General features: G+C 67.3%; 25 protein-coding genes. 17 read left to right on the forward strand and 8 right to left on the reverse strand.

What is annotated here, in order from left to right:
- The 5 genes from LOS78_RS10305 to mdh all read right to left on the reverse strand — a co-directional run bounded on the left by LOS78_RS10305 (window position 1) and on the right by mdh (window position 7,763).
- Window positions 1-2,967: a 2-oxoglutarate dehydrogenase E1 component gene (locus LOS78_RS10305; protein WP_230378164.1), complete on the reverse strand. Its 2,967-nt coding sequence runs from the start codon at window positions 2,965-2,967 to the stop codon at window positions 1-3.
- 20 nt (window positions 2,968-2,987) lie between these two features.
- Window positions 2,988-4,166 carry a glycosyltransferase family 2 protein gene (locus tag LOS78_RS10310; RefSeq protein ID WP_230378165.1) on the reverse strand — a complete coding sequence of 393 codons (1,179 nt, stop codon included), beginning with the start codon at window positions 4,164-4,166 and terminating at the stop codon, window positions 2,988-2,990.
- Between the two features lie 174 nt (window positions 4,167-4,340).
- Window positions 4,341-5,225 carry a succinate--CoA ligase subunit alpha gene (sucD, locus tag LOS78_RS10315; RefSeq protein WP_028711858.1) on the reverse strand — a complete coding sequence of 295 codons (885 nt, stop codon included), beginning with the start codon at window positions 5,223-5,225 and terminating at the stop codon, window positions 4,341-4,343.
- 4 nt (window positions 5,226-5,229) lie between these two features.
- On the reverse strand, window positions 5,230-6,423 hold the full coding sequence (gene sucC / locus LOS78_RS10320; RefSeq protein WP_230378166.1) for an ADP-forming succinate--CoA ligase subunit beta: 1,194 nt from the start codon (window positions 6,421-6,423) through the stop codon (window positions 5,230-5,232).
- A gap of 377 nt (window positions 6,424-6,800) precedes the next feature.
- Entirely contained in the window at window positions 6,801-7,763 is a 963-nt protein-coding gene (gene mdh, locus LOS78_RS10325; RefSeq protein WP_028711860.1) for a malate dehydrogenase, read from the reverse strand.
- A gap of 190 nt (window positions 7,764-7,953) precedes the next feature.
- On the opposite strand from mdh, the gene LOS78_RS10330 reads away from it, so the two are divergent.
- From LOS78_RS10330 to LOS78_RS10390, 13 genes are all read left to right on the forward strand, one after another.
- On the forward strand, window positions 7,954-8,688 hold the full coding sequence (locus LOS78_RS10330; RefSeq protein ID WP_028711861.1) for a sulfite exporter TauE/SafE family protein: 735 nt from the start codon (window positions 7,954-7,956) through the stop codon (window positions 8,686-8,688).
- A gap of 80 nt (window positions 8,689-8,768) precedes the next feature.
- Window positions 8,769-9,608 (forward strand): CoA ester lyase, encoded by an 840-nt coding sequence (locus LOS78_RS10335; protein ID WP_028711862.1) that lies wholly within the window; start codon window positions 8,769-8,771, stop codon window positions 9,606-9,608.
- 45 nt (window positions 9,609-9,653) lie between these two features.
- Window positions 9,654-10,196, forward strand: a complete 543-nt coding sequence (locus LOS78_RS10340) for an NnrU family protein (protein ID WP_230378167.1) — start codon at window positions 9,654-9,656, stop codon at window positions 10,194-10,196.
- Window position 10,197: 1 nt separating this feature from the next.
- Window positions 10,198-10,404 (forward strand): DUF1737 domain-containing protein, encoded by a 207-nt coding sequence (locus tag LOS78_RS10345; RefSeq protein WP_028711864.1) that lies wholly within the window; start codon window positions 10,198-10,200, stop codon window positions 10,402-10,404.
- Between the two features lie 9 nt (window positions 10,405-10,413).
- On the forward strand, window positions 10,414-11,448 hold the full coding sequence (locus LOS78_RS10350) for a MaoC family dehydratase (protein ID WP_230378168.1): 1,035 nt from the start codon (window positions 10,414-10,416) through the stop codon (window positions 11,446-11,448).
- A 301-nt stretch (window positions 11,449-11,749) separates the two neighbouring features.
- Window positions 11,750-12,142, forward strand: a complete 393-nt coding sequence (sdhC, locus tag LOS78_RS10355) for a succinate dehydrogenase, cytochrome b556 subunit (protein WP_028711866.1) — start codon at window positions 11,750-11,752, stop codon at window positions 12,140-12,142.
- A gap of 16 nt (window positions 12,143-12,158) precedes the next feature.
- Window positions 12,159-12,548, forward strand: a complete 390-nt coding sequence (sdhD, locus tag LOS78_RS10360; protein ID WP_028711867.1) for a succinate dehydrogenase, hydrophobic membrane anchor protein — start codon at window positions 12,159-12,161, stop codon at window positions 12,546-12,548.
- A 9-nt stretch (window positions 12,549-12,557) separates the two neighbouring features.
- Window positions 12,558-14,360 (forward strand): succinate dehydrogenase flavoprotein subunit, encoded by a 1,803-nt coding sequence (gene sdhA, locus LOS78_RS10365; protein ID WP_230378169.1) that lies wholly within the window; start codon window positions 12,558-12,560, stop codon window positions 14,358-14,360.
- The gene (locus LOS78_RS10370) at window positions 14,360-14,719 is read left to right on the forward strand and encodes a hypothetical protein (protein ID WP_028711869.1); all 360 of its coding nucleotides are present in this window, start codon (window positions 14,360-14,362) and stop codon (window positions 14,717-14,719) included. Before sdhA ends, LOS78_RS10370 begins: the two co-directional genes overlap by 1 nt.
- Window positions 14,719-15,036: a hypothetical protein gene (locus LOS78_RS10375; RefSeq protein WP_230378170.1), complete on the forward strand. Its 318-nt coding sequence runs from the start codon at window positions 14,719-14,721 to the stop codon at window positions 15,034-15,036. Before LOS78_RS10370 ends, LOS78_RS10375 begins: the two co-directional genes overlap by 1 nt.
- 54 nt (window positions 15,037-15,090) lie before the next feature.
- Window positions 15,091-15,870, forward strand: coding sequence for a succinate dehydrogenase iron-sulfur subunit (locus LOS78_RS10380; protein WP_028711871.1), 780 nt, complete (start codon window positions 15,091-15,093; stop codon window positions 15,868-15,870).
- Between the two features lie 129 nt (window positions 15,871-15,999).
- A complete protein-coding gene (locus tag LOS78_RS10385; protein ID WP_156929423.1) occupies window positions 16,000-16,161 on the forward strand; it encodes a hypothetical protein in 162 nt (53 codons plus the stop codon).
- A 178-nt stretch (window positions 16,162-16,339) separates the two neighbouring features.
- Window positions 16,340-17,173 carry an urea carboxylase-associated family protein gene (locus LOS78_RS10390; RefSeq protein WP_028711872.1) on the forward strand — a complete coding sequence of 278 codons (834 nt, stop codon included), beginning with the start codon at window positions 16,340-16,342 and terminating at the stop codon, window positions 17,171-17,173.
- A 104-nt stretch (window positions 17,174-17,277) separates the two neighbouring features.
- On the opposite strand, the gene LOS78_RS10395 is transcribed toward LOS78_RS10390, so the two are convergent.
- A complete protein-coding gene (locus LOS78_RS10395) occupies window positions 17,278-17,970 on the reverse strand; it encodes a metal-dependent hydrolase (protein ID WP_230378171.1) in 693 nt (230 codons plus the stop codon).
- A gap of 130 nt (window positions 17,971-18,100) precedes the next feature.
- Between LOS78_RS10395 and gatC the strand changes: the two genes are divergently transcribed.
- The 4 genes from gatC to LOS78_RS10415 are packed head-to-tail and all read left to right on the forward strand — an operon-like array spanning window position 18,101 to window position 21,157.
- Window positions 18,101-18,388, forward strand: coding sequence for an Asp-tRNA(Asn)/Glu-tRNA(Gln) amidotransferase subunit GatC (gatC, locus tag LOS78_RS10400; protein ID WP_028711874.1), 288 nt, complete (start codon window positions 18,101-18,103; stop codon window positions 18,386-18,388).
- Complete coding sequence (gene gatA, locus LOS78_RS10405) at window positions 18,385-19,866, forward strand: Asp-tRNA(Asn)/Glu-tRNA(Gln) amidotransferase subunit GatA (protein WP_230378172.1); 1,482 nt, start codon at window positions 18,385-18,387, stop codon at window positions 19,864-19,866. The genes gatC and gatA overlap by 4 nt, the downstream gene beginning before the upstream one ends.
- 23 nt (window positions 19,867-19,889) lie before the next feature.
- Complete coding sequence (locus tag LOS78_RS10410; RefSeq protein ID WP_230378173.1) at window positions 19,890-20,450, forward strand: hypothetical protein; 561 nt, start codon at window positions 19,890-19,892, stop codon at window positions 20,448-20,450.
- The gene (locus tag LOS78_RS10415) at window positions 20,447-21,157 is read left to right on the forward strand and encodes an N-acetylmuramoyl-L-alanine amidase (protein WP_230378174.1); all 711 of its coding nucleotides are present in this window, start codon (window positions 20,447-20,449) and stop codon (window positions 21,155-21,157) included. The genes LOS78_RS10410 and LOS78_RS10415 overlap by 4 nt, the downstream gene beginning before the upstream one ends.
- A gap of 10 nt (window positions 21,158-21,167) precedes the next feature.
- Here LOS78_RS10415 and LOS78_RS10420 read toward each other — a convergent pair whose 3' ends face one another.
- Window positions 21,168-21,935 (reverse strand): 23S rRNA (adenine(2030)-N(6))-methyltransferase RlmJ, encoded by a 768-nt coding sequence (locus LOS78_RS10420; protein ID WP_230378175.1) that lies wholly within the window; start codon window positions 21,933-21,935, stop codon window positions 21,168-21,170.
- A 728-nt stretch (window positions 21,936-22,663) separates the two neighbouring features.
- A complete protein-coding gene (locus LOS78_RS10425) occupies window positions 22,664-22,894 on the reverse strand; it encodes a DUF1127 domain-containing protein (protein WP_028711878.1) in 231 nt (76 codons plus the stop codon).
- Between the last annotated feature and the right edge of the window lie 61 nt (window positions 22,895-22,955).

The raw sequence follows: 22,955 nt of genomic DNA on the forward strand, positions 1-22,955 counted from the left end.
TCAGGACCCGATGGTGATGGCTTCGTGGACTAGGGCCTCCTGCTCGGCCTTGTGGCGCGAGGCAAGCCCGGTGGCCGGCGAGGCCGCGGCATGGCGGCCGACATAGCGCGGACGGCCATGCTTGGCGCCGATGCGCGACAGCACCCATTCGATATTGGGCTCGACGAAGGTCCAGCCGCCCTGGTTCTTGGGTTCCTCCTGGCACCAGACGATCTCGGCGTCCTTGAAGCGTTCCAGCTCCTTGGACATGGTCTGGGCCGGGAAGGGATAGAACTGCTCCAGCCGCAGGATATAGACATCCTCGGCGCCGGCCGCGTCGCGGGCCTGCGCGAGGTCGTAATAGACCTTGCCCGAGCAGATCACCACGCGGCGGATCTTGTCGTCCGGCACCAGCCTGAACTCGGACTTGCCGCGGTCGGCATCGTCCGCCAGCACCCGGTTGAAGGTCGAGCCGGTCTGGAACTCGTCCGCCGTCGAGACCGCCAGCGGGTGGCGCAGCAGCGATTTCGGCGTCATCAGCACCAGCGGCTTGCGGAAGGGGCGCTTCAGCTGCCGGCGCAGGATGTGGAAATAGTTCGCCGGAGTCGTGCAGTTGGCCACGATCCAGTTGTCCTCGGCGCACATCTGCAGCCAGCGTTCCAGCCGCGCCGAGCTGTGCTCGGGGCCCTGGCCCTCATAGCCGTGCGGCATCAGCATCACCAGGCCGGACATGCGCAGCCATTTCTTCTCGCCCGAGGTGATGAACTGGTCGAACATGATCTGGGCGCCGTTGGCGAAATCGCCGAACTGGGCCTCCCACATGACCAGGCTGTTCGGCTCGGCCAGCGAATAGCCGTATTCGAAGCCCAGCACCGCATATTCCGACAGCATCGAATCGATGACCTCGTAGCGCGCCTGCCCGCCGCGGATATGGTTCAGCGGGTAGTGGCGCTCTTCGGTGGCCTGATCCACGAAGGCGGAATGGCGCTGCGAGAAGGTGCCGCGGGTCGAGTCCTGGCCGGCCAGGCGCACCGGATGCCCCTCCACCAGCAGCGAGCCGAAGGCCAGCGCCTCGCCCGTGGCCCAGTCGAAGCCCTTCCCGGTCTCGAACATCTGCTTCTTGGATTCCAGCAGCCGGCCCACGGTCTTGTGCAGGTCGAAGCCCTCGGGCACCCGGGTCAGCGCGCCGCCGATCTCGGCCATGGTCTCGGCCGAAATGCCGGTCTGGCCCAGATTTTCCTCGGCATGTTCGGCCTCGATGCCCGACCATTTGCCGTCCAGCCAGTCCGCCTTGTTCGGCTTGAAGTTCTTGCCGATCTCGAACTCCTCGTTCAGATGCGACTGGAAGGCGGCCTTCATCTCCTCGATCTCGCCCTCGGGCACCAGGCCGTCGGCGACCAGGCGGTCGGTATAGAGCTGCAGCGTGGTCTTGTGGCCCTTGATCGCCTTGTACATCGCCGGGTTGGTGAACATGGGCTCGTCGCCCTCGTTATGGCCGAAGCGGCGATAGCAGAAGATGTCGATGACCACGTCCTTGTGGAACTTCTGCCGGAACTCGGTCGCCACGCGGGCGGCATGCACCACCGCCTCGGGGTCGTCGCCGTTGACGTGGAAGATCGGCGCCTCGACCATCAGCGCGATGTCGGTCGGATAGGGCGAGGTGCGGCTGAAATGCGGCGCCGTGGTGAAGCCGATCTGGTTGTTCACCACGATATGGATGGTGCCGCCGGTGCGGTGGCCGCGAATGCCGGACAGCTGGAAGCATTCCGCCACGATGCCCTGGCCGGCGAAGGCCGCGTCGCCATGCAGCAGGATCGGCAGCACCGCCGTGCGGTGAGTCTGGTCGGAAAGCTGGTCCTGCTTGGCGCGGACCTTGCCCAGCACCACCGGGTTCACGGCTTCCAGGTGCGAGGGGTTCGCGGTCAGCGACAGGTGCACGGTATTGTCGTCGAAGGTGCGGTCCGAAGAGGCGCCGAGGTGATATTTCACGTCGCCCGAGCCGTCCACGTCGTCGGGCTTGTAGCTGCCGCCCTGGAATTCGTGGAAGATGGCGCGGTAGGGCTTGCCCATGACATTGGCCAGCACCGACAGGCGGCCGCGATGCGGCATGCCGATCACCACGTCCTTGACCCCAAGCGCGCCGCCGCGCTTGATGATCTGCTCCATGGCCGGGATCAGCGCCTCGCCGCCGTCAAGGCCAAAGCGCTTGGTGCCCATGTATTTGACATGCAGGAACTTTTCGAAGCCTTCGGCCTCGACAAGCTTGTTGAGGATGGCGCGGCGGCCTTCGCGGGTGAAGGCGATCTCCTTGCCGTAGCCCTCGATGCGCTCCTTCAGCCAGGCGGCTTCCTCGGGGTTCGAGATATGCATGAACTGCAGCGCGAAGGTGCCGCAATAGGTGCGCTTCATCAGATCCACGATCTGGCGGATCGTGGCGATCTGCAGGCCGAGCACGTTGTCGATGAAGATCGGCCGGTCCAGGTCGGCCTCGGTGAAGCCGTAGGTTTCGGGCTTCAGTTCGCCATGTTCGGGGATGTCGCGCATCCCCAGCGGGTCCAGATCGGCATAGAGATGGCCGCGGATGCGGAAGGCGCGGATCAGCATGATGGCGCGGACGCTGTCCAGCACCGCGCGCTTCAGCTGGTCGTCCGACAAGCTGACGCCCTTTTCGCCGGCCTTGGCGGCGATCTTGTCCAGCGCCGCCTTGGCCTCGGCCTTGGGCAGCATCGGCCATTCGCCGGTCAGCGCCGCGGTGGTGTCGTCCGAGGGCACCGGCGGCCAGTCGGCGCGGCGCCAGCTGGCGCCCTTGGCCTCGCGGGTGACCACGGCCTCTTCGTCGCCCAGGCTGCGGAAGAAGGCGTCCCAGGCCTGATCGACCGCCGCCGGGTCCTGGGCCCACTGGCCGTAAAGTTGCTCTACATAGGCCGCGTTATGGCCCTGCAGGAAGCTTGAATCGTGGAAGGCCGAATTGGGGGATTGATCGTTCATTGGCTTGCCTCCGGGAAATCCTATCCGTTCGCGCCCGGGTCGGGGGCGGTCGCTTTGTTCTGGCCAGGACCGGGCGAAGCCCCGGTCATCAGCCGTGTCTGAAGGGTCTGATACCATGCCGGCAGCCCGGCGCGCGGCTGGCGCAGCAGCGCGGGCAGGTGGCGCCCGGCCAGCAGGGCGCCGCGCAGCTGCGGCAGGTCCCAGCGGCCCCCGGCGATGTCCTTGGGCAGTTCGGCCAGCACCATGCGCAGATACCACAGCGCGTAGCGGGCCAGGTCGCGGCCCTGCCGCTCGGAATTGCGGCGGACGAAATAGGCGATGTTCAGCACCGCCAGGGCGCTGTTGATCCGCCGCCGGTCGCGGCCGGCCGCCGCTTCGAGATGGTGGATCAGCGCCTCGGGCGCGATGGCCAGGATGCCGTGCCGGCCAAAGCGGTAGCTGGCGTCCAGATCCTCGGCGATCGAGCTGCCGACCAGCCCCTCGTCGAATGGCTCGCGCAGCGCCAGGTGGCGGCGCAGGGTCAGCGCGAAGCCGACGATGAAATCGACGCGCAGCAGCCCCTCGGGCAGGGTGGCATCGCCCTGCCAGCGCCGTTCGGGGCGGTCATAGGCCAGGAAACGCTGCTCGGCGGGGATCATCAGCAGATGCCGCAGGACGAAGTCGATGCCGCGCCGCGCCGGTCCCCCCCGGTCCGCGAGCAGCCCGCCGGCGGGGTTGGTCCGCTTCAGCTCGGCCGCGCCGGCCGCGTCGCGGGTCCGGGGCGCGTTGCGGGCCGAGATGGCGACGATCCGGCCGCGGCTGTCGGCGCGGTAATGCGCCATGATCCGCCCGGCGCAGTCGGGATGCAGCAGCGCGTCGTCGTCGATCATGAACAGGATGTCGGCCCGGGCCAACGCGACGGCCTGGTTGCGCTGCACCGTCAGCGACTTGCGCAGGGCGGGCACATAGGTCAGGGGACAGCCGCCGGCCTCGGCGACCACCGCCTCGACGCTCTGGCGGTTCAGCGGCCAGTCGGCGCTGGCATCGACGATGACGATTTCCGCCGGCCGCTCGTCCGAGGCCAGCGCGGCGCGAACGCAGTCGCAGAGCATCCGCCGGCGATTGTAGGTCGAGACGCAGAGCGCCCAGTTCCGCGCCGCGACCGGCGAAGGATCGGGCGAGGGGGCGGGCTTGCCGGCCGGAGGGGGCTGCGTGGTCATGCCGCGCCCCGCACGGTCAGGGCAGGGCCGTCGGCCGGGCAGGGCACTGCCCCGGCGGTTCTGGCGACGATCTGGCGACGGCGGACGTCCAATCTGGCACCTGCTGGTAAAGTCTGGCGCGGCCCCCTGAAGGTAGGCAGGGGCCACGCCTAAGTCAAAAAGCTTGCAAAGACGTTACCGGCCGAGAGCCTTCAGCACCGCCTCGCCCAGGCCCGCCGGGCTGTCGGCAACGACGATCCCGGCCGATTTCATGGCCTCGATCTTCGATTCCGCGTCGCCCTTGCCGCCCGAGACGATGGCGCCGGCATGGCCCATGCGGCGGCCCTTCGGCGCGGTGCGCCCGGCGATGAAGCCGGCGGTCGGCTTCCACTTGCCCTTGCGCTTCTGCTCGGCCAGGAATTCGGCCGCCTCTTCCTCGGCGGAACCGCCGATCTCGCCGATCATGATGATCGACTCGGTCTCGGGGTCGTCCAGGAACATGCGCAGCACGTCGATATGCTCCATGCCCTTGATCGGGTCGCCGCCGATGCCGACGGCCGAGGACTGGCCGAGGCCGACGTCCGAGGTCTGTTTCACCGCCTCATAGGTCAGCGTGCCGGAACGCGACACGACGCCGACCGAGCCGCGCTTGAAGATGCTGCCGGGCATGATGCCGATCTTGCATTCGTCGGGCGTCATGATGCCGGGGCAGTTCGGCCCGATCAGCAGCGATTTCGAGCCCTGCAGCGCGCGCTTGACCTTCATCATGTCGAGGACCGGGATGCCCTCGGTGATGGCGACGATCAGCGGGATCTCGGCGTCGATGGCTTCCAGGATCGAGTCGGCCGCGAAGGGCGGCGGCACATAGATCGCGGTCGCATTGGCGCCGGTTTTCGCCACGGCCTCGTGGACGCTGTTGAACACGGGCAGGCCCAGGTGTTCGCTGCCGCCCTTGCCGGGCGTCACGCCGCCGACCATCTGCGTGCCGTAGGCGATCGCCTGTTCGGTGTGGAAGGTGCCTTGAGAGCCGGTGATGCCCTGGCAGATGACTTTGGTGTCTTTGTTGACGAGAACGGCCATCTTCTTATCCTTTCACCGCTTTCACGATCTTCTGCGCCGCATCCGACAGGTCGTCGGCCGGGATCACGTTCAGGCCCGAGTCGCGGACGATCTGCTTGCCCAGCTCGACATTGGTGCCTTCCAGACGCACGACCAGCGGAACCTGCAGCCCGACTTCCTTCACCGCGGCGATGATGCCCTCGGCGATGATGTCGCAGCGCATGATGCCGCCGAAGATGTTGACCAGGATGCCTTTGACGTTCGGGTCCGAGGTGATGATCTTGAACGCCTCGGTGACCTTTTCCTTGGAGGCGCCGCCGCCCACGTCAAGGAAGTTCGCCGGCTCGGCACCGTAGAGCTTGATGATGTCCATGGTGGCCATGGCCAGGCCGGCGCCGTTCACCATGCAGCCGATCTCGCCGTCCAGCGCGATGTAGTTCAGGTCGAACTTCGAGGCCGCCAGTTCCTTCGGGTCCTCCTCGGTCTCGTCGCGCAGCGCCAGCACGTCGGGCTGGCGATAGAGGGCGTTGTTGTCGAAGCCCATCTTCGCATCGAGGCATTTGAGGTTGCCGTCCTTCATCACGATCAGCGGGTTGATCTCCAGCATCTCCATGTCCTTCTCGATGAACATGCGATACAGGTTCTTGACCAGCTGGACGCATTGCTTGACCTGCGGGCCCGAGAGGCCCAGGGCGAAGGCCACGCGGCGGCCGTGGAAATCCGAAAGCCCCGAGGCCGGATCGACGCTGAAGCTGACGATCTTCTCCGGGGTCGAGGCCGCGACTTCCTCGATGTCCATGCCGCCCTCGGTCGAGGCGACGAAGCTGACGCGCGAGGTGCCGCGATCGACCAGCAGCGCCAGATACAGCTCGCGCTCGATATCCGAGCCGTCCTCGATATAGATGCGGTTGACCTGCTTGCCGATCTCGCCCGTCTGGTGGGTGACCAGCGTGCGGCCCAGCATCTGGCGGGTCAGTTCCTCGGCCTCCTCGACCGATTTCGCCAGCCGGACGCCGCCCTTCTCGCCGGCTTCCTTCTCCTTGAAATGACCCTTGCCACGGCCGCCGGCATGGATCTGGGCCTTGACGACCCAGAGCGGACCGTCGAGTTCCCCCGCCGCCGCCTTGGCCTCGTCGGCCTTCATCACCACCCGCCCGTCGGAGACCGGCGCGCCGTATTGGCGCAGCAACGCCTTGGCCTGGTATTCATGGATATTCATGGTGCTTCCCCGCAGTTGTCGGTTGGCCGGGCTTGTGGCACATTCCGCGCACGCCCCAAAGCACTATGATCGGCGAAATCCGTAAAACAGGCGGGAATTCGCGTTTTGCGATCACAGTTTTCAAGGCTGTGATCACAAATGCCGCCTTGCCGCGCAAGCATCCCGGGAATCCGCCGCCTGCAAGGGGATGCGGGCAGCCGCTGCCTTGGGGCCTGACAGATCCCAAGGTCCCAGGTTGCGGGGAGGCTCGCGGGGCGCGCGAGCCGCTGCAAGCCCGGTCGCTGGCACCTTTTCCCCTCGCGCCCCGGCCGTGGAAAGACGGCCATGAAAAAACCCCGCCGTCGCCGGCGGGGTCGTTCACGGCGCGGATGCGGCGATCAGGCCAGCGCGCTTTCGATGCCCTTGCAGGCCTGGACAAGGCCCTTCACCGCATCGACCGACTTGTCGAACATCGCCTGTTCCTCGGCGTTCAGCGTGATGTCGACGACCTTCTCGATGCCGCCGGCGCCGATCACGGTCGGCACGCCGACATAAAGCCCGTCCAGCCCGTAGGCGCCTTTCACGTAGGCGGCGCAGGGCAGCACGCGCTTCTGGTCCTTGAGATAGGCTTCCGCCATCTCGATGGCCGAGGTGGCGGGCGCATAGAAGGCCGAGCCGGTCTTCAGCAGGCCGACGATCTCGGCGCCGCCGTCGCGGGTGCGCTGCACGATGGCGTCCAGCTTCTCCTGCGTGGTCCAGCCCATCTTGACCAGGTCGGGCAGCGGAATGCCGGCAACGGTCGAATAGCGGGTCAGCGGCACCATGGTGTCGCCATGGCCGCCCAGCACGAAGGCGGTGACGTCGCGCATCGAGACGCCGAATTCCAGCGACAGGAAGTGACGGAAGCGCGCCGAATCAAGCACGCCGGCCATGCCGACGACCTTTTCATGCGGCAGGCCGCTGAACTCGCGCAGCGCCCAGACCATCGCGTCCAGCGGGTTGGTGATGCAGATCACGAAGGCGTTCGGGGCGTGCTGCTTGATGCCCTCGCCCACCGATTTCATGACCTTGAGGTTGATGCCCAGAAGGTCGTCGCGGCTCATGCCGGGCTTGCGCGGCACGCCGGCGGTGACGATGCAGACGTCGGCGCCGGCGATGTCGGCATAGTCGTTGGCGCCCTTCATGCTGGCGTCGAAGCCCTCGGACGGGCCCGATTGCGCGATGTCCAGCGCCTTGCCCTGAGGGGTGCCCTCGGCGATGTCGAACAGGACGACGTCGCCCAGTTCCTTCATCGCGGCCAGATGCGCCAGCGTGCCGCCGATCTGTCCCGCACCGATGAGTGCGATCTTGGGTCGGGCCATGTTAACCTCCGATTTCCATGATGGGTTCGCGCGGTGGCCTAGTCCCTCGGGATGAGAATCGCAAGCCTTGCCTGTCGGACCGGCGCGAAATCGGCCGTTGTCAACCGCTAACAGGACAAACCTGCCCGTGCATTGCCGCGGCCGGACGGCTGGATTACTCCATGGCCGGCAAAGCGGAGGGCGTGCCGGAATGGAGATGCTGGGCTGGGTGCTGGCGGTGATCGCCGCCTTTTCGATCGGGCTGGCCAAGGGCGGGCTGTCGATGGTCGGCACCATCTCGGTGCCGCTGCTGGCGCTGGTCATGTCGCCGGTGCAGGCGGCGGGCATCCTGCTGCCGGTCTATATCGTCTCGGATATCGGCGGGCTGATCGCCTTTCGCCGCGATTTCGACCGCCGGGTGCTGCGGACCCTGGTGCCCGGGGCGATCGCCGGCATCGGCCTGGGCTGGGCGACCGCGCATCATGTCGACGACGCGCAGGTCGGGCTGATCGTCGGGCTGATCGGCCTGGCCTTCGCGCTGAACGCATTGCTGCGCAGCCGCATCAGCGCCGGCGCCCGGCCGCCGCGCTGGGGCGCGGGCAGTTTCTGGGGCACGGTCTCGGGCTATACCAGCTTCGTGTCCCATTCCGGGGCGGCGCCCTATCAGGTCTATGCCCAGCCGCTGCGCATGACGCCGATGACCTATGCCGGCACCACGACGATCTTCTTTGCCATCTGCAATGCGGTGAAGCTGATTCCCTATGCCCTGCTGGGCCAGCTTTCCGCGCATAACCTGTCGGTGGCCGCCGTGCTGATGGTGCCGGGCGTGCTGGGCGTGCTTGCCGGGCTGTGGCTGGTGCGGCGCATGTCGCCGGCGTTTTTCTATCGCTTCATCACCTGGGCGCTGATCCTAGTTTCGGCCAAGCTGATCTGGGACGGGATCTGACGCCGCAGTGCGGCAAATCGGTGCTTGCGATTCGCTTCCTTTCCGGGCAGGTTCGCGCAAGATTATTACGCGAGGCCCCGATGACCCGTCCCTATCGTTCTGTTCTCTACATTCCGGCCGCCAATCAGCGGGCCATGGAAAAGGCCCGGACGCTGGCTGCCGACGCGATCATCTTCGACCTTGAGGACGCGGTGGCGCCGTCCGAGAAGGCCGCCGCGCGCGAGCTTCTGGCCAAGGCGCTGCTGGCCGATTATGCCGGCCGGGCACGGATCGTGCGCATCAACGGGCTGGACACCGAATGGGGCGAGGGCGATGCCCGCGCCTTTGCCACCGGCGCCGATGCGGTGCTGGTGCCCAAGGTCAGCCGCGGTGCCGATCTGGACCGCGTGGCGGCGCTGGTGCCCGACACGCCGCTCTGGGCGATGATGGAGACGGCGGAGGGCATGCTGAACGCCGCCGAGATCGCCGCGCATCCGCGCCTGCAGGGCATGGTCATGGGCACCAACGACCTGGCCAAGGAGCTGAACAGCCGCTTTCGCGCCGACCGGCTGCCGATGATGCCGGGGCTGGGCCTGTGCCTGCTGGCGGCGCGGGCGCATGGCCGGGTGATCGTCGACGGCGTCTTCAACGCCTTCAAGGACGACGAGGGCCTGCGCGCCGAATGCGAGCAGGGCCGCGACATGGGCTTCGACGGCAAGACCCTGATCCACCCGGCGCAGCTGGCCATCGCCAACGAGGTTTTCGCGCCCTCGGCCTCGGAGGTCGAGCTGGCCCGCCGCCAGATCGAAGCTTTCGATGAGGCCAATGCGCAGGGCAGGGGCGTCGCGGTCGTGGATGGCCGGATCGTCGAGAACCTGCATGTCGAGACCGCGCGGGCCACGCTGGCCAAGGCAGCGGCGATTGCCGAACTGGCGGGGTGATGGCAAAGTAAGGGCCATTAACATCCAGCGGAAAGGAATAGCCAGATGTTGATCCTGATCCTTGGCCTCGCCCTGTGGTGGGGCGCGCATCTGCTCAAGCGCCTTGCGCCGCAATCCCGCGCCCGGCTGGGCCGTGGCGGCGTCGCGGGACTGCTGCTTCTGTCGGTGGTGCTGATGGTGGTCGGCTATCGCATGGCCGACGGGCCCTATTGGTGGGGCGCCTCGGCGCCGCTGAAGGGCATCAACAACCTGCTGGTGCTGCTGGCCTTCTATCTCTTCGCCGCCGCCGGGATGAAGACCCGCGTCACCCGGCACATGCGCCACCCGCAGCTGACCGGCTTCGCGCTCTGGGCCTTTGCGCATCTGCTGCCGAACGGCGATCTGCCCAGCTTCGTGCTGTTCGGCGGGCTGCTGGTCTGGGCGCTGGTCGAGATGGCGGTCATCAACCGCGCCGAGCCGCGCTGGACCCCGCCCGCCGGCCCGTTCCCGGCCCGCAAGGAGGCGATGGCGGCGGTCGGCGCCATCGTCGTCATGCTGGTCGTGGGGCTGATCCACGCCTGGCTGGGCTATAACCCGTTTGGAGGCTGACATGCCGAAGATCTATCGCCTGCTGACCGAGGACGACACCTCGGCCTTCTGCCACAAGGTCAGCGAGGCGCTGTCGAAAGGCTGGGAGCTGCATGGCGCCCCGGCCTATGCCTTCGACGCGGCGCGCGGCGTAATGCGCTGCGCCCAGGCCGTCACCAAGGAGATCGAGGCCGATTACCACCCCGAGATGAAACTGGGCCAACAGTAAGGGACCATGATGAGCAAGACCAATCCGGGCCGCTTCTTCGAGGATTACCGCGTCGGCCAGGTGATCCGCCACGCCGTCCCCCGCACCGTGGCCGAGGGCGAGCGCGCGCTTTACCACGCGCTTTATCCGGCGCGGCATGCGCTTTATTCCTCGGACGAATTCGCGGCGGCCTCGGGGCTGGAAGGCAGCCCGATGGACGACCTGATCGCCTTCCATATCGTCTTCGGCAAGACGGTTCCGGATATCAGCCTGAACGCCATCGCCAACCTGGGCTATGCCGAGGGGCGCTGGCTGAAACCGGTCTGGCCCGGCGACACGCTGCGCTCGGAATCCGAGGTGATCGGGCTGCGCGAGAACTCCAACGGCAAGTCTGGCGTGGTCTGGGTGCGCACGCGCGGGCTGAACCAGCTGGACGAGGCGGTGCTGGAATATGTGCGCTGGGTCATGGTGCGCAAGCGCGACGCCTCGGCCCTGGCGCCCGAGCCGGTGGTGCCGGAGCTGGCGAAGGCGGTGGCGCCCGGCGATCTGGTGGTGCCCGAGGGGATGGATTTCGCCCAATACGATTTCGACCTGGCCGGCGAACCGCATCGCTGGGGTGACTACCAGATCGGCGAGGTGATCGACCATGTCGACGGCGTCACCGTCGAGGAGGCCGAGCACATGCTGGCCACCCGGCTGTGGCAGAACACCGCCAAGGTGCATTTCGACGTAACGGCGCGCGAGGACGGCAGGCGGCTGATCTATGGCGGCCATGTCATCAGCATGGCCCGCGCGCTCAGCTTCAACGGGCTGGCCAATGCGCAGATGATCGTGGCGCTGAACGGCGGCGCGCATGCCAATCCCTGCTTTTCCGGCGACACCATCCGCGCCTGGTCCGAGGTGCTGGACAAGGCCGACACCCATGCGCCGGGCATCGGCGCGATCCGGCTGCGGCTGGTCGCCCACAAGGGCGCCGCCGGTGATCACGCCCTGAAGACCGGCGAGGGCAAATACGCCCCGCAGGTGCTGCTGGACCTGGATTACTGGGCGCTGATGCCGAAATGACGGCTGGCAAGGAGGAGCGGCGAATCGGAGCGACGCCCCGGCCAACATGACGGAAATCCTCGGCTATTCGGGCGAATGGGCCGAGTCCGGCATGATACCGCAATCATCTCGCGCTTGATGGGGCGCCTGTGATCACAGCCGGCATTTGCGTGATCACAAAAACGGAAAATCTGCCCTTATCCGCCTTACGTCTGGCATCCGCCCGTGACAGATGCGACAAGACGGCTAAAAGCAAACCCAATTTCGGCCAGCCCTCGCCGCCAGCCGTAGCGTGCGGGGCCTGAACGCAGGAGAGCGCATCATGGCTGACGTCAACCGGGGCAACCGGCCACTGTCACCGCATCTGCAGGTCTATCGCCTGCCACTTGCCGCAATCACTTCGATCATGACCCGCATCACCGGCCACGCCCTGGTCGCCGGGATCGTGCTGATCGCCTGGTGGCTGGTCGCCGCCGTGACCTCGCCCGGCGCCTTCGCCTGCGCCGACTGGGTGGTGCGGTCCTGGCTGGGCTTCATCATCCTGACCGGCTCGATGTGGGCGCTGTGGTATCACCTGCTCGCCGGGCTGCGCCATCTGGCCTACGACGCCGGCTACGGGCTCGAGATCCGGCAGGCCGAGAAATCCAGCCAGGCGCTGATCGCCGGTTCGGTCGTCTTGGCCGTGCTGACGCTGATCGTGTTCTTCGCGTTCTGAGAAAAGGGCAGGGATCATGCGTTACATCACCCCCCGCAAAGCCGCCGAAGGCCTGGGCTCGGCCCATGAAGGCACCCAGCACCATTGGGCCATGACCGTCAGCGCCGTGGCGCTGACCGTGCTGACGCCGCTGTTCATGATCGTGATCGCCCGCGCCATCGGCCTGCCGCACGAGCAGTTCCTGGCCTATTTCGGCCGGCCCTTCCCGGCGCTCATCACCGCGCTGTTCGTGATCGTGGGCATGGTCCACTTCATCAAGGGCACGCGGATCATGATCGACGACTATTTCCAGGGTGGCACGCGCAAGGCGGCCATCATCTTTTCCGTCATCTTCGGCTGGGCGGTGATCGCCGCCGCCGTTTATGCCCTGGCCCGGATGGGTCTGGGCGCGATCGTCGTCGTCTGAGGTTCCGCCATGGCTGCTTACAAATACGAAACGCACGAATATGATGTCGTGGTCGTCGGTGCCGGTGGCGCGGGCCTGCGCGCGACGCTGGGCATGGCCGAACAGGGGCTGCGCACCGCCTGCGTGACCAAGGTCTTTCCGACCCGCTCGCACACGGTCGCGGCGCAGGGCGGCATCGCCGCCAGCCTGTCGAACATGGGCCCCGACAACTGGCAGTGGCACATGTATGACACCGTCAAGGGCTCGGACTGGCTGGGCGATACCGACGCCATGGAATACCTGGCGCGCGAGGCCCCGAAGGCGGTCTACGAGCTGGAGCATTACGGCGTGCCCTTCTCGCGCACCGAGGAAGGCAAGATCTACCAGCGCCCCTTCGGCGGCCACACGACCGAGTTCGGCGAGGGCCCGCCGGTGCAGCGCACCTGCGCCGCCGCCGACCGCACCGGCCACGCCATCCTGCACACGCTCTATGGCCAGTCGCTGAAGGAAAAGGCCGAGTTCTTCATCGAATATTTCGCGCTGGACCTGATCATCACCGACGGCGCCTGCACCGGCGTGGTGTGCTGGAAGCTGGACGACGGCACCATCCATGTCTTCAACGCCAAGATGGTGGTGCTGGCGACCGGCGGCTATGGCCGCGCCTATTTCAGCGCCACCTCGGCCCATACCTGCACCGGTGACGGCGGCGGCATGGTGGCCCGCGCCGGCCTGCCCTTGCAGGACATGGAATTCGTGCAGTTCCACCCGACCGGCATCTACGGCTCGGGCTGCCTGATCACCGAGGGCGCGCGCGGCGAGGGCGGCTACCTGACCAACTCGGAAGGCGAGCGGTTCATGGAACGCTATGCCCCGACCTACAAGGACCTGGCGTCCCGCGACGTGGTCAGCCGCTGCATCACCATCGAGATCCGCGAGGGCCGCGGCGTCGGCCCGCAAAAGGATCACATGTATCTGAACCTGATGCACCTGCCGCCGGAAAGCCTGGCCGAGCGGCTGCCGGGCATCTCGGAATCGGCGAAGATCTTCGCCGGCGTCGATGTCACGCGCGAGCCGATCCCGATCCTGCCGACCGTGCATTACAATATGGGCGGCATCCCCACCAACTATTGGGGCGAGGTGCTGAACCCGACCGAGGACAGCCCCGACGCGGTCTTCCCCGGCCTGATGGCGGTGGGCGAGGCCGGCTGCGCCTCGGTCCATGGCGCGAACCGGCTGGGCTCGAACTCGCTGATCGACCTGGTGGTCTTCGGCCGCGCCGCGGCGATCCGCGCCGGGCAGGTGATCGATCGCAAGGCGGCGATCCCCAGCACCAACAAGGAACAGGTGGACAAGGCGCTGGACCGCTTCGACCGCATCCGCAACGCCAACGGCTCGGTGCCGACGGCCGAGCTGCGGCTTGAGATGCAGCGCACCATGCAGGCCGATGCCGCGGTGTTCCGCACCGACAAGACCCTGGCCGAGGGCGTCGAGAAGATGAAGGTGATCGCGGCCAAGATGGACGACCTGAAGGTCACCGACCGCAGCCTGATCTGGAACAGCGACCTGATGGAGACGCTGGAGCTGACCAACCTGATGCCCAATGCGCTGGCCACCATCGTCGGCGCCGAGGCGCGCAAGGAAAGCCGCGGCGCCCATGCCCATGAAGACTACCCCGAGCGGGATGATGCCAACTGGCGCAAGCACTCGCTTGCGTGGATCGAAGGCAACGATGTTAAACTGGCCTATCGGCCCGTGCACCTCGAGCCTCTGACCACGCAAGAGGAAGGCGGGATCGACCTGAAAAAGATCGCACCCAAAGCGAGGGTTTACTGATGCGTCTTCCCCTGATCCTGACCGCCGCTGCGCTGGCCCTTTCGGGCTGCGTGGTACAGAACCCCGGCATGGCGCCGGCCCCCGGCCCGTTGCCGCCGGTCGCGGCGCCCGCGCCGGATGCGGCGATCCGCTCCTCGGCGCGCGTGATCGTGAACCGCGAGATGGCGCGGCGCCTGCCGGGCGCCAATGTCGCGCCCTATACGGATTGCGTGATGCAGAACGCCACCACTGCGGAACTGGCCAGCATCGCTGATGCCGGCGCGGCGGGGGCCGGGGATGCGGTGGCCGCCATCGTCGGCCGTCCGGCGACCACGCAATGCATCGCCGGGGCCGCTGCCGCGGCCAAGCGGGCGGCCTGATGGCCGCGCGCCGCGCGGCTTTCCTGCTTGCCCCGGCCTTGCTGGGGCTGGCGGCCTGCGCGCCGGCGCAGATTCCGGTCGAACAGGCCGAGCGCGTCTGCATGGTGAAGGCGCTGGACGCCCGCGGGCCGCGCACCGAGGTCGGCTTCGGGGTCGGCTCGCACGGCTATCGCGGCGGCTTTGTCAGCGTGGACCTGTCCTCGGACTATATCATGGGCCGCGACCCGGCCGAGATCTTCAACCAATGCGTCCTGCGCCGCTCGGGGCAGATGCCCGTGCGGCCGCTTTACGAACAACCGGGCTGGAGGGCGAGTTGACGCCTTTCGCCCAAGCCACCGCATGACGGCGGTCTGACCACCAGGAGTTACCCAATGGTCCAACTTACCCTTCCCAAGAACAGCCGCATGCGGGTCGGCAAGACCTGGCCGAAACCCGAGGGCGCCACCAACATCCGCCGCTTCAACATCTACCGCTGGGATCCCGATACCGGGGAAAACCCGCGCATCGACAGCTATTTCCTGGACATGGACAAATGCGGTCCGATGGTCCTCGACGCGCTGATCAAGATCAAGAACGAGATCGACCCGACCCTGACCTTCCGCCGTTCCTGCCGCGAGGGGATCTGCGGCTCCTGCGCGATGAACATCGACGGCGGCAACCATCTGGCCTGCATCTTCGGCATGGACGAGGTCAAGGGGGACGTGAACATCTATCCGCTGCCGCATATGCCTGTGGTCAAGGACCTGGTGCCGGACCTGACGCATTTCTACGCCCAGCACGCCTCGGTCCAGCCCTACCTGATCACCGAGACGCCGACCCCCGACAAGGAATGGCGCCAGTCGATCGAGGACCGCAAGAAGCTGGACGGCCTCTATGAATGCGTGATGTGCGCCAGCTGCTCGACCGCCTGCCCGAGCTATTGGTGGAACGGCGACCGCTACCTGGGCCCGGCAGCCCTGCTGCATGCCTATCGCTGGATCATCGACTCGCGCGACGAGGCCACGGGCGAGCGTCTGGACGCGCTTGAGGATCCGTTCAAGCTGTATCGCTGCCACACGATCATGAACTGCACCAACACCTGCCCCAAGGGGTTGAACCCGGCCCGGGCGATCGCCTCGATCAAGCACATGATGGTGGACCGGATCGTCTGATCTGCATGGGGGGCATGGCCGGTATGCCGTGCCATACCGTTTGACGCCGCGTCGCAGAGCTGGATTTTTCTGCGGTGCGGCGTTATCTTTTTCGACGGGGAGAGCACCATTCGACCCGGAGATTCCAAGATGAAATCCCAAGCCGAAACCCGGAAACCGACCGCCAACCTGTCCGTGCTGAAACCGGCCAAGGCCGAGAACCGCGCCGCCCTGGCGGTGCTGGAACAGATGTACGGCTATTTCAGCTTCGATCCGATGCCGCTCGAAGCCGATATGCGCCGCGCCGCCTGAGGCGTGCCGCTCGCCCGTTCTTGCGGGCCTTCCAGCGCGGCCGACCGGCCGCGCTCTTGTTTTTGGGTATTTGGAAAACAGAGAAGCCGTCGGGGCGGTGTATGCTTCTCTGTTTTCCAAATACCCATGGGGCAGCACGCGCTTGCGATATCGCGGACGCCCGCATAGCATCGCCTGCATGATCCGCACCATTCCGCAAGACGCCGCCGAGCGCCGGGCCATCCCCCCGGTCATCTGCTATCCGAACCACACGCTTCCCGATCCGGACCTGCCCGGTTTGCAGGAGATCCGCCTGACGGCGCGCAAATCCGGCGAATGCCTGGTCCCGCCGCGCGAGGCGCGCTGCTTTCACGTCCCGGCCGGGCATTTCTTCCGCATCACCAGTATCGAGGGACCGCAGGTCGGCGATCTGAACCTGTGGTCCGCCGCCGATCCGCATGAGCGGTTCTATTCCGGCAAAACCCGGGCCCTGCACGGCACGCATCTGACGCGCGGCGACCGGATGTGGTCGAATTTTCCCAACCTGCGCCCGATGGCCACGGTGACCGAGGACACGCTGGAATGGTATGGCATCGACGAATATGGCGGCTCGGTCCATGACGTGATCGGCACGCGTTGCGATCCCTATACCCATCGCCTGCTGAACGGGCAGGACTATCATCATTGCTGCCACTCCAACCTCGTCAACGCCCTGATGGCCGAGCTGGGCCTTGCGCGCGAGGAGGCCGAGCCGCTGGTGCATGACGTGCTGAACGTCTTCATGTGCACCGGCTTCACCCGCGACACCGGGCAGTATTTCATGAAGGCAAGCCCCGTGCGCCCCGGCGACCACATCGAGTTCTTCGCCGAGATCGACCTGATCGGCGGCCTGTCCGCCTGTCCGGGCGGCGATTGCGGCAGCGAGCATTCCAGCGACGCCGCCGCCTGCCATCCGCTGCTGGTCGAGATCTTCGCGCCGGCCCGGCCCGCGGCGCGCGCACAGCCCGGGCCCAGCGCCTATCGCTGGCCCTGAACCATTCCGCCGCCAGTCCGCCGGTCTGCCGGAAATGCGCCAGGGCCTTGTCCTTGCGCATTTCCGCGCGCGCAAAGCCGGCGCCCGCTTTTGCCGGAAATGCCTCAGAGCGCGATCGGCTGCATCACCTCGGGCTCGATCACCTGCACGCCGGGCAGCCCGGCCTTCAGCGCCTCGGCATCCTGCGCCAGCAGCGGGAAGGTCCTGTAATGGCAGGGGATCACGGTCCTGAAGTCGAAATATTTCCGCGCCGCCCAGGCCGCGCGTTCCATGTCCATGGTGAAATGCCCGCCGGCGCAGAGGATGCCGATGTCGGGCCGGTGATATTCGCCCATCCAGGCCATGTCGGCCATGATGTCGGTGTCGCCCGAGACATAGATCACATGGCCTTCGCCGGCGATCATGTAGCCGGATTCGTGGCCGGCATAGACCGGCCCCTCGTTGCCGTCGAAGGACGAGGAATGGCTGGCATTGACCATCGTCACCTTGGCGCCGCCCAGATCGACGGTGCCGCCTTTGTTGAAGCCCAGCCCCTCGATGTCCTGATGCGTCTGCCAGGTGTTGATCAGGTCGTAGATGCCGACCACCGGGATCTTCAGCTCGCGGGCGATCGACAGCGCGTCGCCGGTATGGTCGCCATGGCCATGGGTCAGCAGGACATGGGTGGCGTCCCGGATCGCCTCGTCGCGGCTGTCCTCGGGGAACATCGGATTGCCGGACAGCCAGGGGTCGATCAGGATCACCGCCTGTTCGATCTCCAGCCGGAAGCCGGAATGGCCAAGCCAGGTCAGTTTCATCGGAAGGCTCCTTTGCTTGCGTCGCCGCATCCTGCCAAGCCGGGCGGCGGGCGTAAAGTTCCGCCTGCGCGGGTGCTTGCCCCGCCCCGGCCGCCCCGGTAAAACCCGGCGCAAGCGAAAGGAGCCTCCCATGGCGATCACCGAGGACGAAGCCCGCAAGGTCGCGCATCTGGCGCGGATTGCGGTCAAGGACGCCGACCTGCCCGCGCTGGCGCAGGAGCTGAACGGCATCCTGCATTTCATGGAACAGCTGAACGAGGTCGATGTCGAGGGCGTCGAGCCGATGACCGGGGTCGAGCCGATGCGGCTCAAGCGGCGCGAGGACATCGTCACCGATGGCGAGATGCAGGAGCTGATCCTGAAGAATGCGCCCGATGCGCGCGAGGGCTTTTTTGCCGTGCCGAAGGTGGTGGAATGAGCGATCTGAACAGACTGACCATCGCCGAGGCCCGGGACGGGCTGCGCAAGGGCGATTTCACCAGCCTTGAGCTGACCGAGGCCTGCCTTTCGGCCATTGCGGGTGCCGGCGCGCTGAACGCCTTTGTCCACAACACCCCCGAACGCGCCCGGCAGATGGCCGCCGCCGCCGACAGCCGCATCGCCGGGGGCGACGCGCCCGCCATGTGCGGCATCCCGCTGGGCATCAAGGACCTGTTCTGCACCAGGGACGTGCCCTCGCAGGCGGCCAGCCGGATCCTCGACGGCTTCCTGCCGCAATATGAATCGACGGTGACGCAGAACCTGTGGGATGCCGGCGCGGTCATGCTGGGCAAGCTCAGCATGGACGAATTCGCCATGGGCTCTTCGAACGAAAGCGCCTGTTATGGCCCGGCGGTCAACCCGTGGAAGGTGGACGACCGGCAGCTGACGCCGGGCGGCTCCTCGGGCGGTTCGGCCGCTGCGGTGGCGGCCGACCTGTGCCTGGCCGCGACCGGCACCGATACCGGCGGCTCGATCCGCCAGCCGGCGGCCTTTACCGGCACGGTCGGGCTGAAGCCGACCTATGGCCGGGTCAGCCGCTGGGGCGTGATCGCCTTCGCCAGCTCGCTGGACCAGGCCGGGCCGATGACGAAATCGGTGCGCGACGCGGCGATCATGCTGGGCGCCATGGCCTCGGTCGATCCCAAGGATTCGACCAGCGCCGAGCGGGCGGTGCCCGATTACGAGGCGGCGCTGACCGGCGACATCCGCGGCAAGCGGATCGGCATTCCGCGCGAATACCGCATGGAAGGCATGTCGGACGAGATCGATGCGCTCTGGCACAAGGCGGCCGAGATGCTGCGCGATGCCGGCGCCGAAGTGGTGGACATCACCCTTCCGCATACCAAATACGCGCTGCCGGCCTATTACGTGATCGCCCCGGCCGAGGCGTCCTCGAACCTCGCGCGCTATGACGGGGTGCGCTACGGCCGGCGCGCGAAGCTGGGCGCCGGCGACGGCGTGGTCGAGATGTATGAGAAGACCCGCGCCGAGGGCTTCGGCCCCGAGGTGCAGCGCCGGGTGATGATCGGCACCTATGTGCTGTCGGCGGGCTTCTACGACGCCTATTACAACCGCGCCCGCAAGGTGCGCGCGCTCATCAAGCGCGACTTCGATCAGGTCTATGCCGACGGCATCGACGCGATCCTGACCCCGGCCACCCCCAGCGCCGCCTTCGGCCTGGGCGAGATGGCGGGCAAGGACCCGGTCGAGATGTATCTGAACGACGTCTTTACCGTCACGGTGAACCTGGCCGGGCTGCCGGGAATCTCGGTGCCGGTGGGCCTGGACAGGCAGGGCCTGCCGCTGGGCATGCAGCTGATCGGCCGGCCCTGGGACGAGGGCAACCTGTTGAACCTTGCGCAGGCCCTCGAATCTGCGGCAGGCTTCACGGCGAAACCCTCGCGCTGGTGGTGACCGGCTTCAAACGGGAGAGACCGATGCGGAACCTGGCGATCCTGGGCCTTGCCCCGCTTCTGGCGCTGGCCGGCTGCGGCGAGAATACCGGCTGGAACCCGAATTACAGCGCCATGCACAACGGCTCGCGCTATGCCGAATACCTGCAGGCGCGCGAAGTCGCGCTGCAGGGCAGGGGCCCGGTGCCGACAGCGATCCCGGTGCAGTTGCCGGTGCAGGCGCCGACCGCCGCCGATATCGCCGGCACGCCGGCGAAACCGGCGGGGACGACGACGGTGCGCGCCCCAGCGGTTCCGGCCAATGCCCAGGTCGCCGCCACCGGTCCCTATCCCGGCTCGACCCCGGTGCTGGTGCGTTACGCGCATCAGGAAGCGCAGGCGCCGGGCACGCGGAAGTATCAGCGCAGCGGCGGTTCCGAATCGGCGGCGGCGCAGGCCTGCCGCGGCTATGCCAGCGCCGATGCGGCGCAGACCGCTTTCATCGCGGCGGGCGGGCCGGTGATCGACCCGCGCGGGCTGGACCCCGACGGCGACGGCTTCGTCTGCGGCTGGGATCCGCGCCCCTTCCGCCAGCCCCGGCTTTGAGCCCTTCGCCCAATCACGGCGACCGGCGCGGGCAGCTCCCCTCGCTGGTGGTGATCCATTACACAGGCATGGCGGACGGACCTTCCGCGCGCGCCCGGCTCTGCGATCCCGCGGCCGAGGTCAGCGCCCATTGGCTGATCCATGAGGACGGCGCGGCCGAGGCGCTGGTCCCCGAGGACCGCCGCGCCTGGCATGCCGGCGCCGGGTCCTGGCAGGGGCGCGAGGACATCAATTCCCGCAGCATCGGCATCGAGCTGGCCAATCCCGGCGACCGGCCCTTCCCCGAGCCGCAGATGGCGGCGCTGGAGGCGCTGCTGCACGGCATCATGGCGCGCTGGTCCATCGGCCCCGCGGGCGTGATCGCGCATTCCGACATGGCGCCGGGGCGCAAGATCGACCCAGGCCCGCGTTTCGACTGGCGGCGGCTGGCCTTGCAGGGGCTGGCGCTCTGGCCGGACGGCGCGGGCGAGGACCGGCCGCTGGCCGCAAGCCTGACCCGCATCGGCTATCCCGAGCACCCCGACCGCCTCGCCGCCTTTCGCCTGCGCTTCCGCCCCTGGGCCAGCGGTCCCGAAGACGCTACCGACCGCCGCCTCGCCGCCGCCCTTGCCGATGGCCGGTTTCTTTCTTGCGCAAATATCCCGCAGGGGGACGCCGCCGCGCCAGCGGCGGACGGGGGACGCGAAGTCCCCCCGCAGCACGCCTAGACAAGCGGTCCTAGAAAAGCGCCTCGATCCGCCGGGCTTCCTCGGCCAGCCCGTAGGGCGGGTTCAGCACGACCATGCCCGAGCCGACCATGCCATGCCCCGGGCGCGCCGGCGGGAACTGCACCTCCGAGATCAGCGCCCCGGGATGGTCCCGGCGCAGCGCCTCGACCATCGGCGCATGGCGGTCGTCGGCCAGGATCGGATACCACAGCGCGATGACGCCCACGTTCCACTTGCGCGCCAGCTTGCCGATATGGCGCGGGATGGCGTCGTAATCCGCCTTGACCTCATAGCTGGGGTCGATCAGCAGCAACCCGCGGCGCGGCATCGGCGGGCAGAGGGCCTGCGCCATCTGGAAGCCGTCCTGCCGGTGCAGATGCGCGAAGCCGGCGACCTGCGCCAGCGCCTCGTGCTCGGCCGGGTGCAGCTCGGCCAGATGCGCCACGTCGCCCGGCCGCAGGAAATGCCGCGCGATCAGCGGCGAGCCGGGATAGGCGGTCGCGCCATGGCGGGCGCGCACCGCGTCCAGCGCCAGCCGCAGCGGGTGATCCTCGGACAGCCAGTTTTCGGAAAGCGCGCGGGTAATGCCGACCGCCGCCTCGCCGGTCTTCTCGGCCTCGGGCGCCGCCAGGTCGTAGAGGCCGCGCCCGGCATGGGTTTCCAGATAGGACAGCGGTTTGGGCTTGGCGGTCAGATAGGCCAGCACCCAAGCCAGCAGCGCGTGCTTGTGCAGGTCGGCCAGGTTCCCGGCGTGATAGGCGTGCTGATAGGACAACATGTCCCGCGATTAACCCGATGGTCCGGAAATGAAAAGCGGCGGCGCCCAGGGAGGAGGAGGGGGCACCGCCGCGCAACGCTGGCCCAGGGAGGAGGAGGGGCCGCGTATGGGGTGCGGCAATGGCAGGGAGGAGGAGGCCATCACCGCGTGCCGACGATCCCAGGGAGGAGGAGAGGACCGTCGCATTCGTCCCGCCCATCGGCGGTATTTCTTGGCGGCACCCTCAGGGAGGAGGGAGGGCGCCGCCTGAACCGGGAAGCCCAGGGAGGAGGAGGGGCTTCGCCGTATCGGTTTGGCGGCGCCTCCGGGAGGAGGAGAGAGGCGGCCGCCTGAACCGCGAGACCCAGGGAGGAGGAGGGGGTCTCGCCGTATGGGGTGCGGCAATGGCAGGGAGGAGGAGGCCATCACCGCGTGTCGACGATCCCAGGGAGGAGGAGAGGACCGTCGCATTCGTCCCGCCTTTCGGCGGTATTTCTTGGCGGCACCCTCAGGGAGGAGGAGGGAGGGTGCCGCCTGAACCGGGAAGCCCAGGGAGGAGGAGGGGCTTCGCCGTATCGGTTTGGCGGCGCCTCGGGGAGGAGGAGAGAGGCGGCCGCCTGAACCGCGAGACCCAGGGAGGAGGAGGGGGTCTCGCCGTATCTGAGCGGCGGCATCCTCAGGGAGGAGGAGGGAGGATGCCGCCTGAACCCGGACCCAAGGGAGGAGGAGTGGGTCGGGTGTTCTATGCCTTACTTCGATCCCCAGGCGGCCTCGTAGGCCACGCTGCGGATGTTGCCGCGGTTCAGGCCCAGGTCGGCCAGATCGCGGTTCGACAGCGCGCCCAGTTCGCGCAGGGTCTGGCGATAGACCGCGCGGCGTGCCATATTCTCACGGATATTGGCCACGAATTTCGCGATCGCGCCGTTGCCGGCGATGTCGTTGCGGTGCAGACCGCCATGGATCAGATCGAGAACAGCCATTTCATACACTCTTTCGTCTTGCGGATGGCGCGGTCGGTTTTCCCTGTCGCGCTGTTGAGAC

The sequence above is a fragment of the Paracoccus sp. MA genome, from assembly GCF_020990385.1.
Lineage (GTDB): Bacteria > Pseudomonadota > Alphaproteobacteria > Rhodobacterales > Rhodobacteraceae > Paracoccus.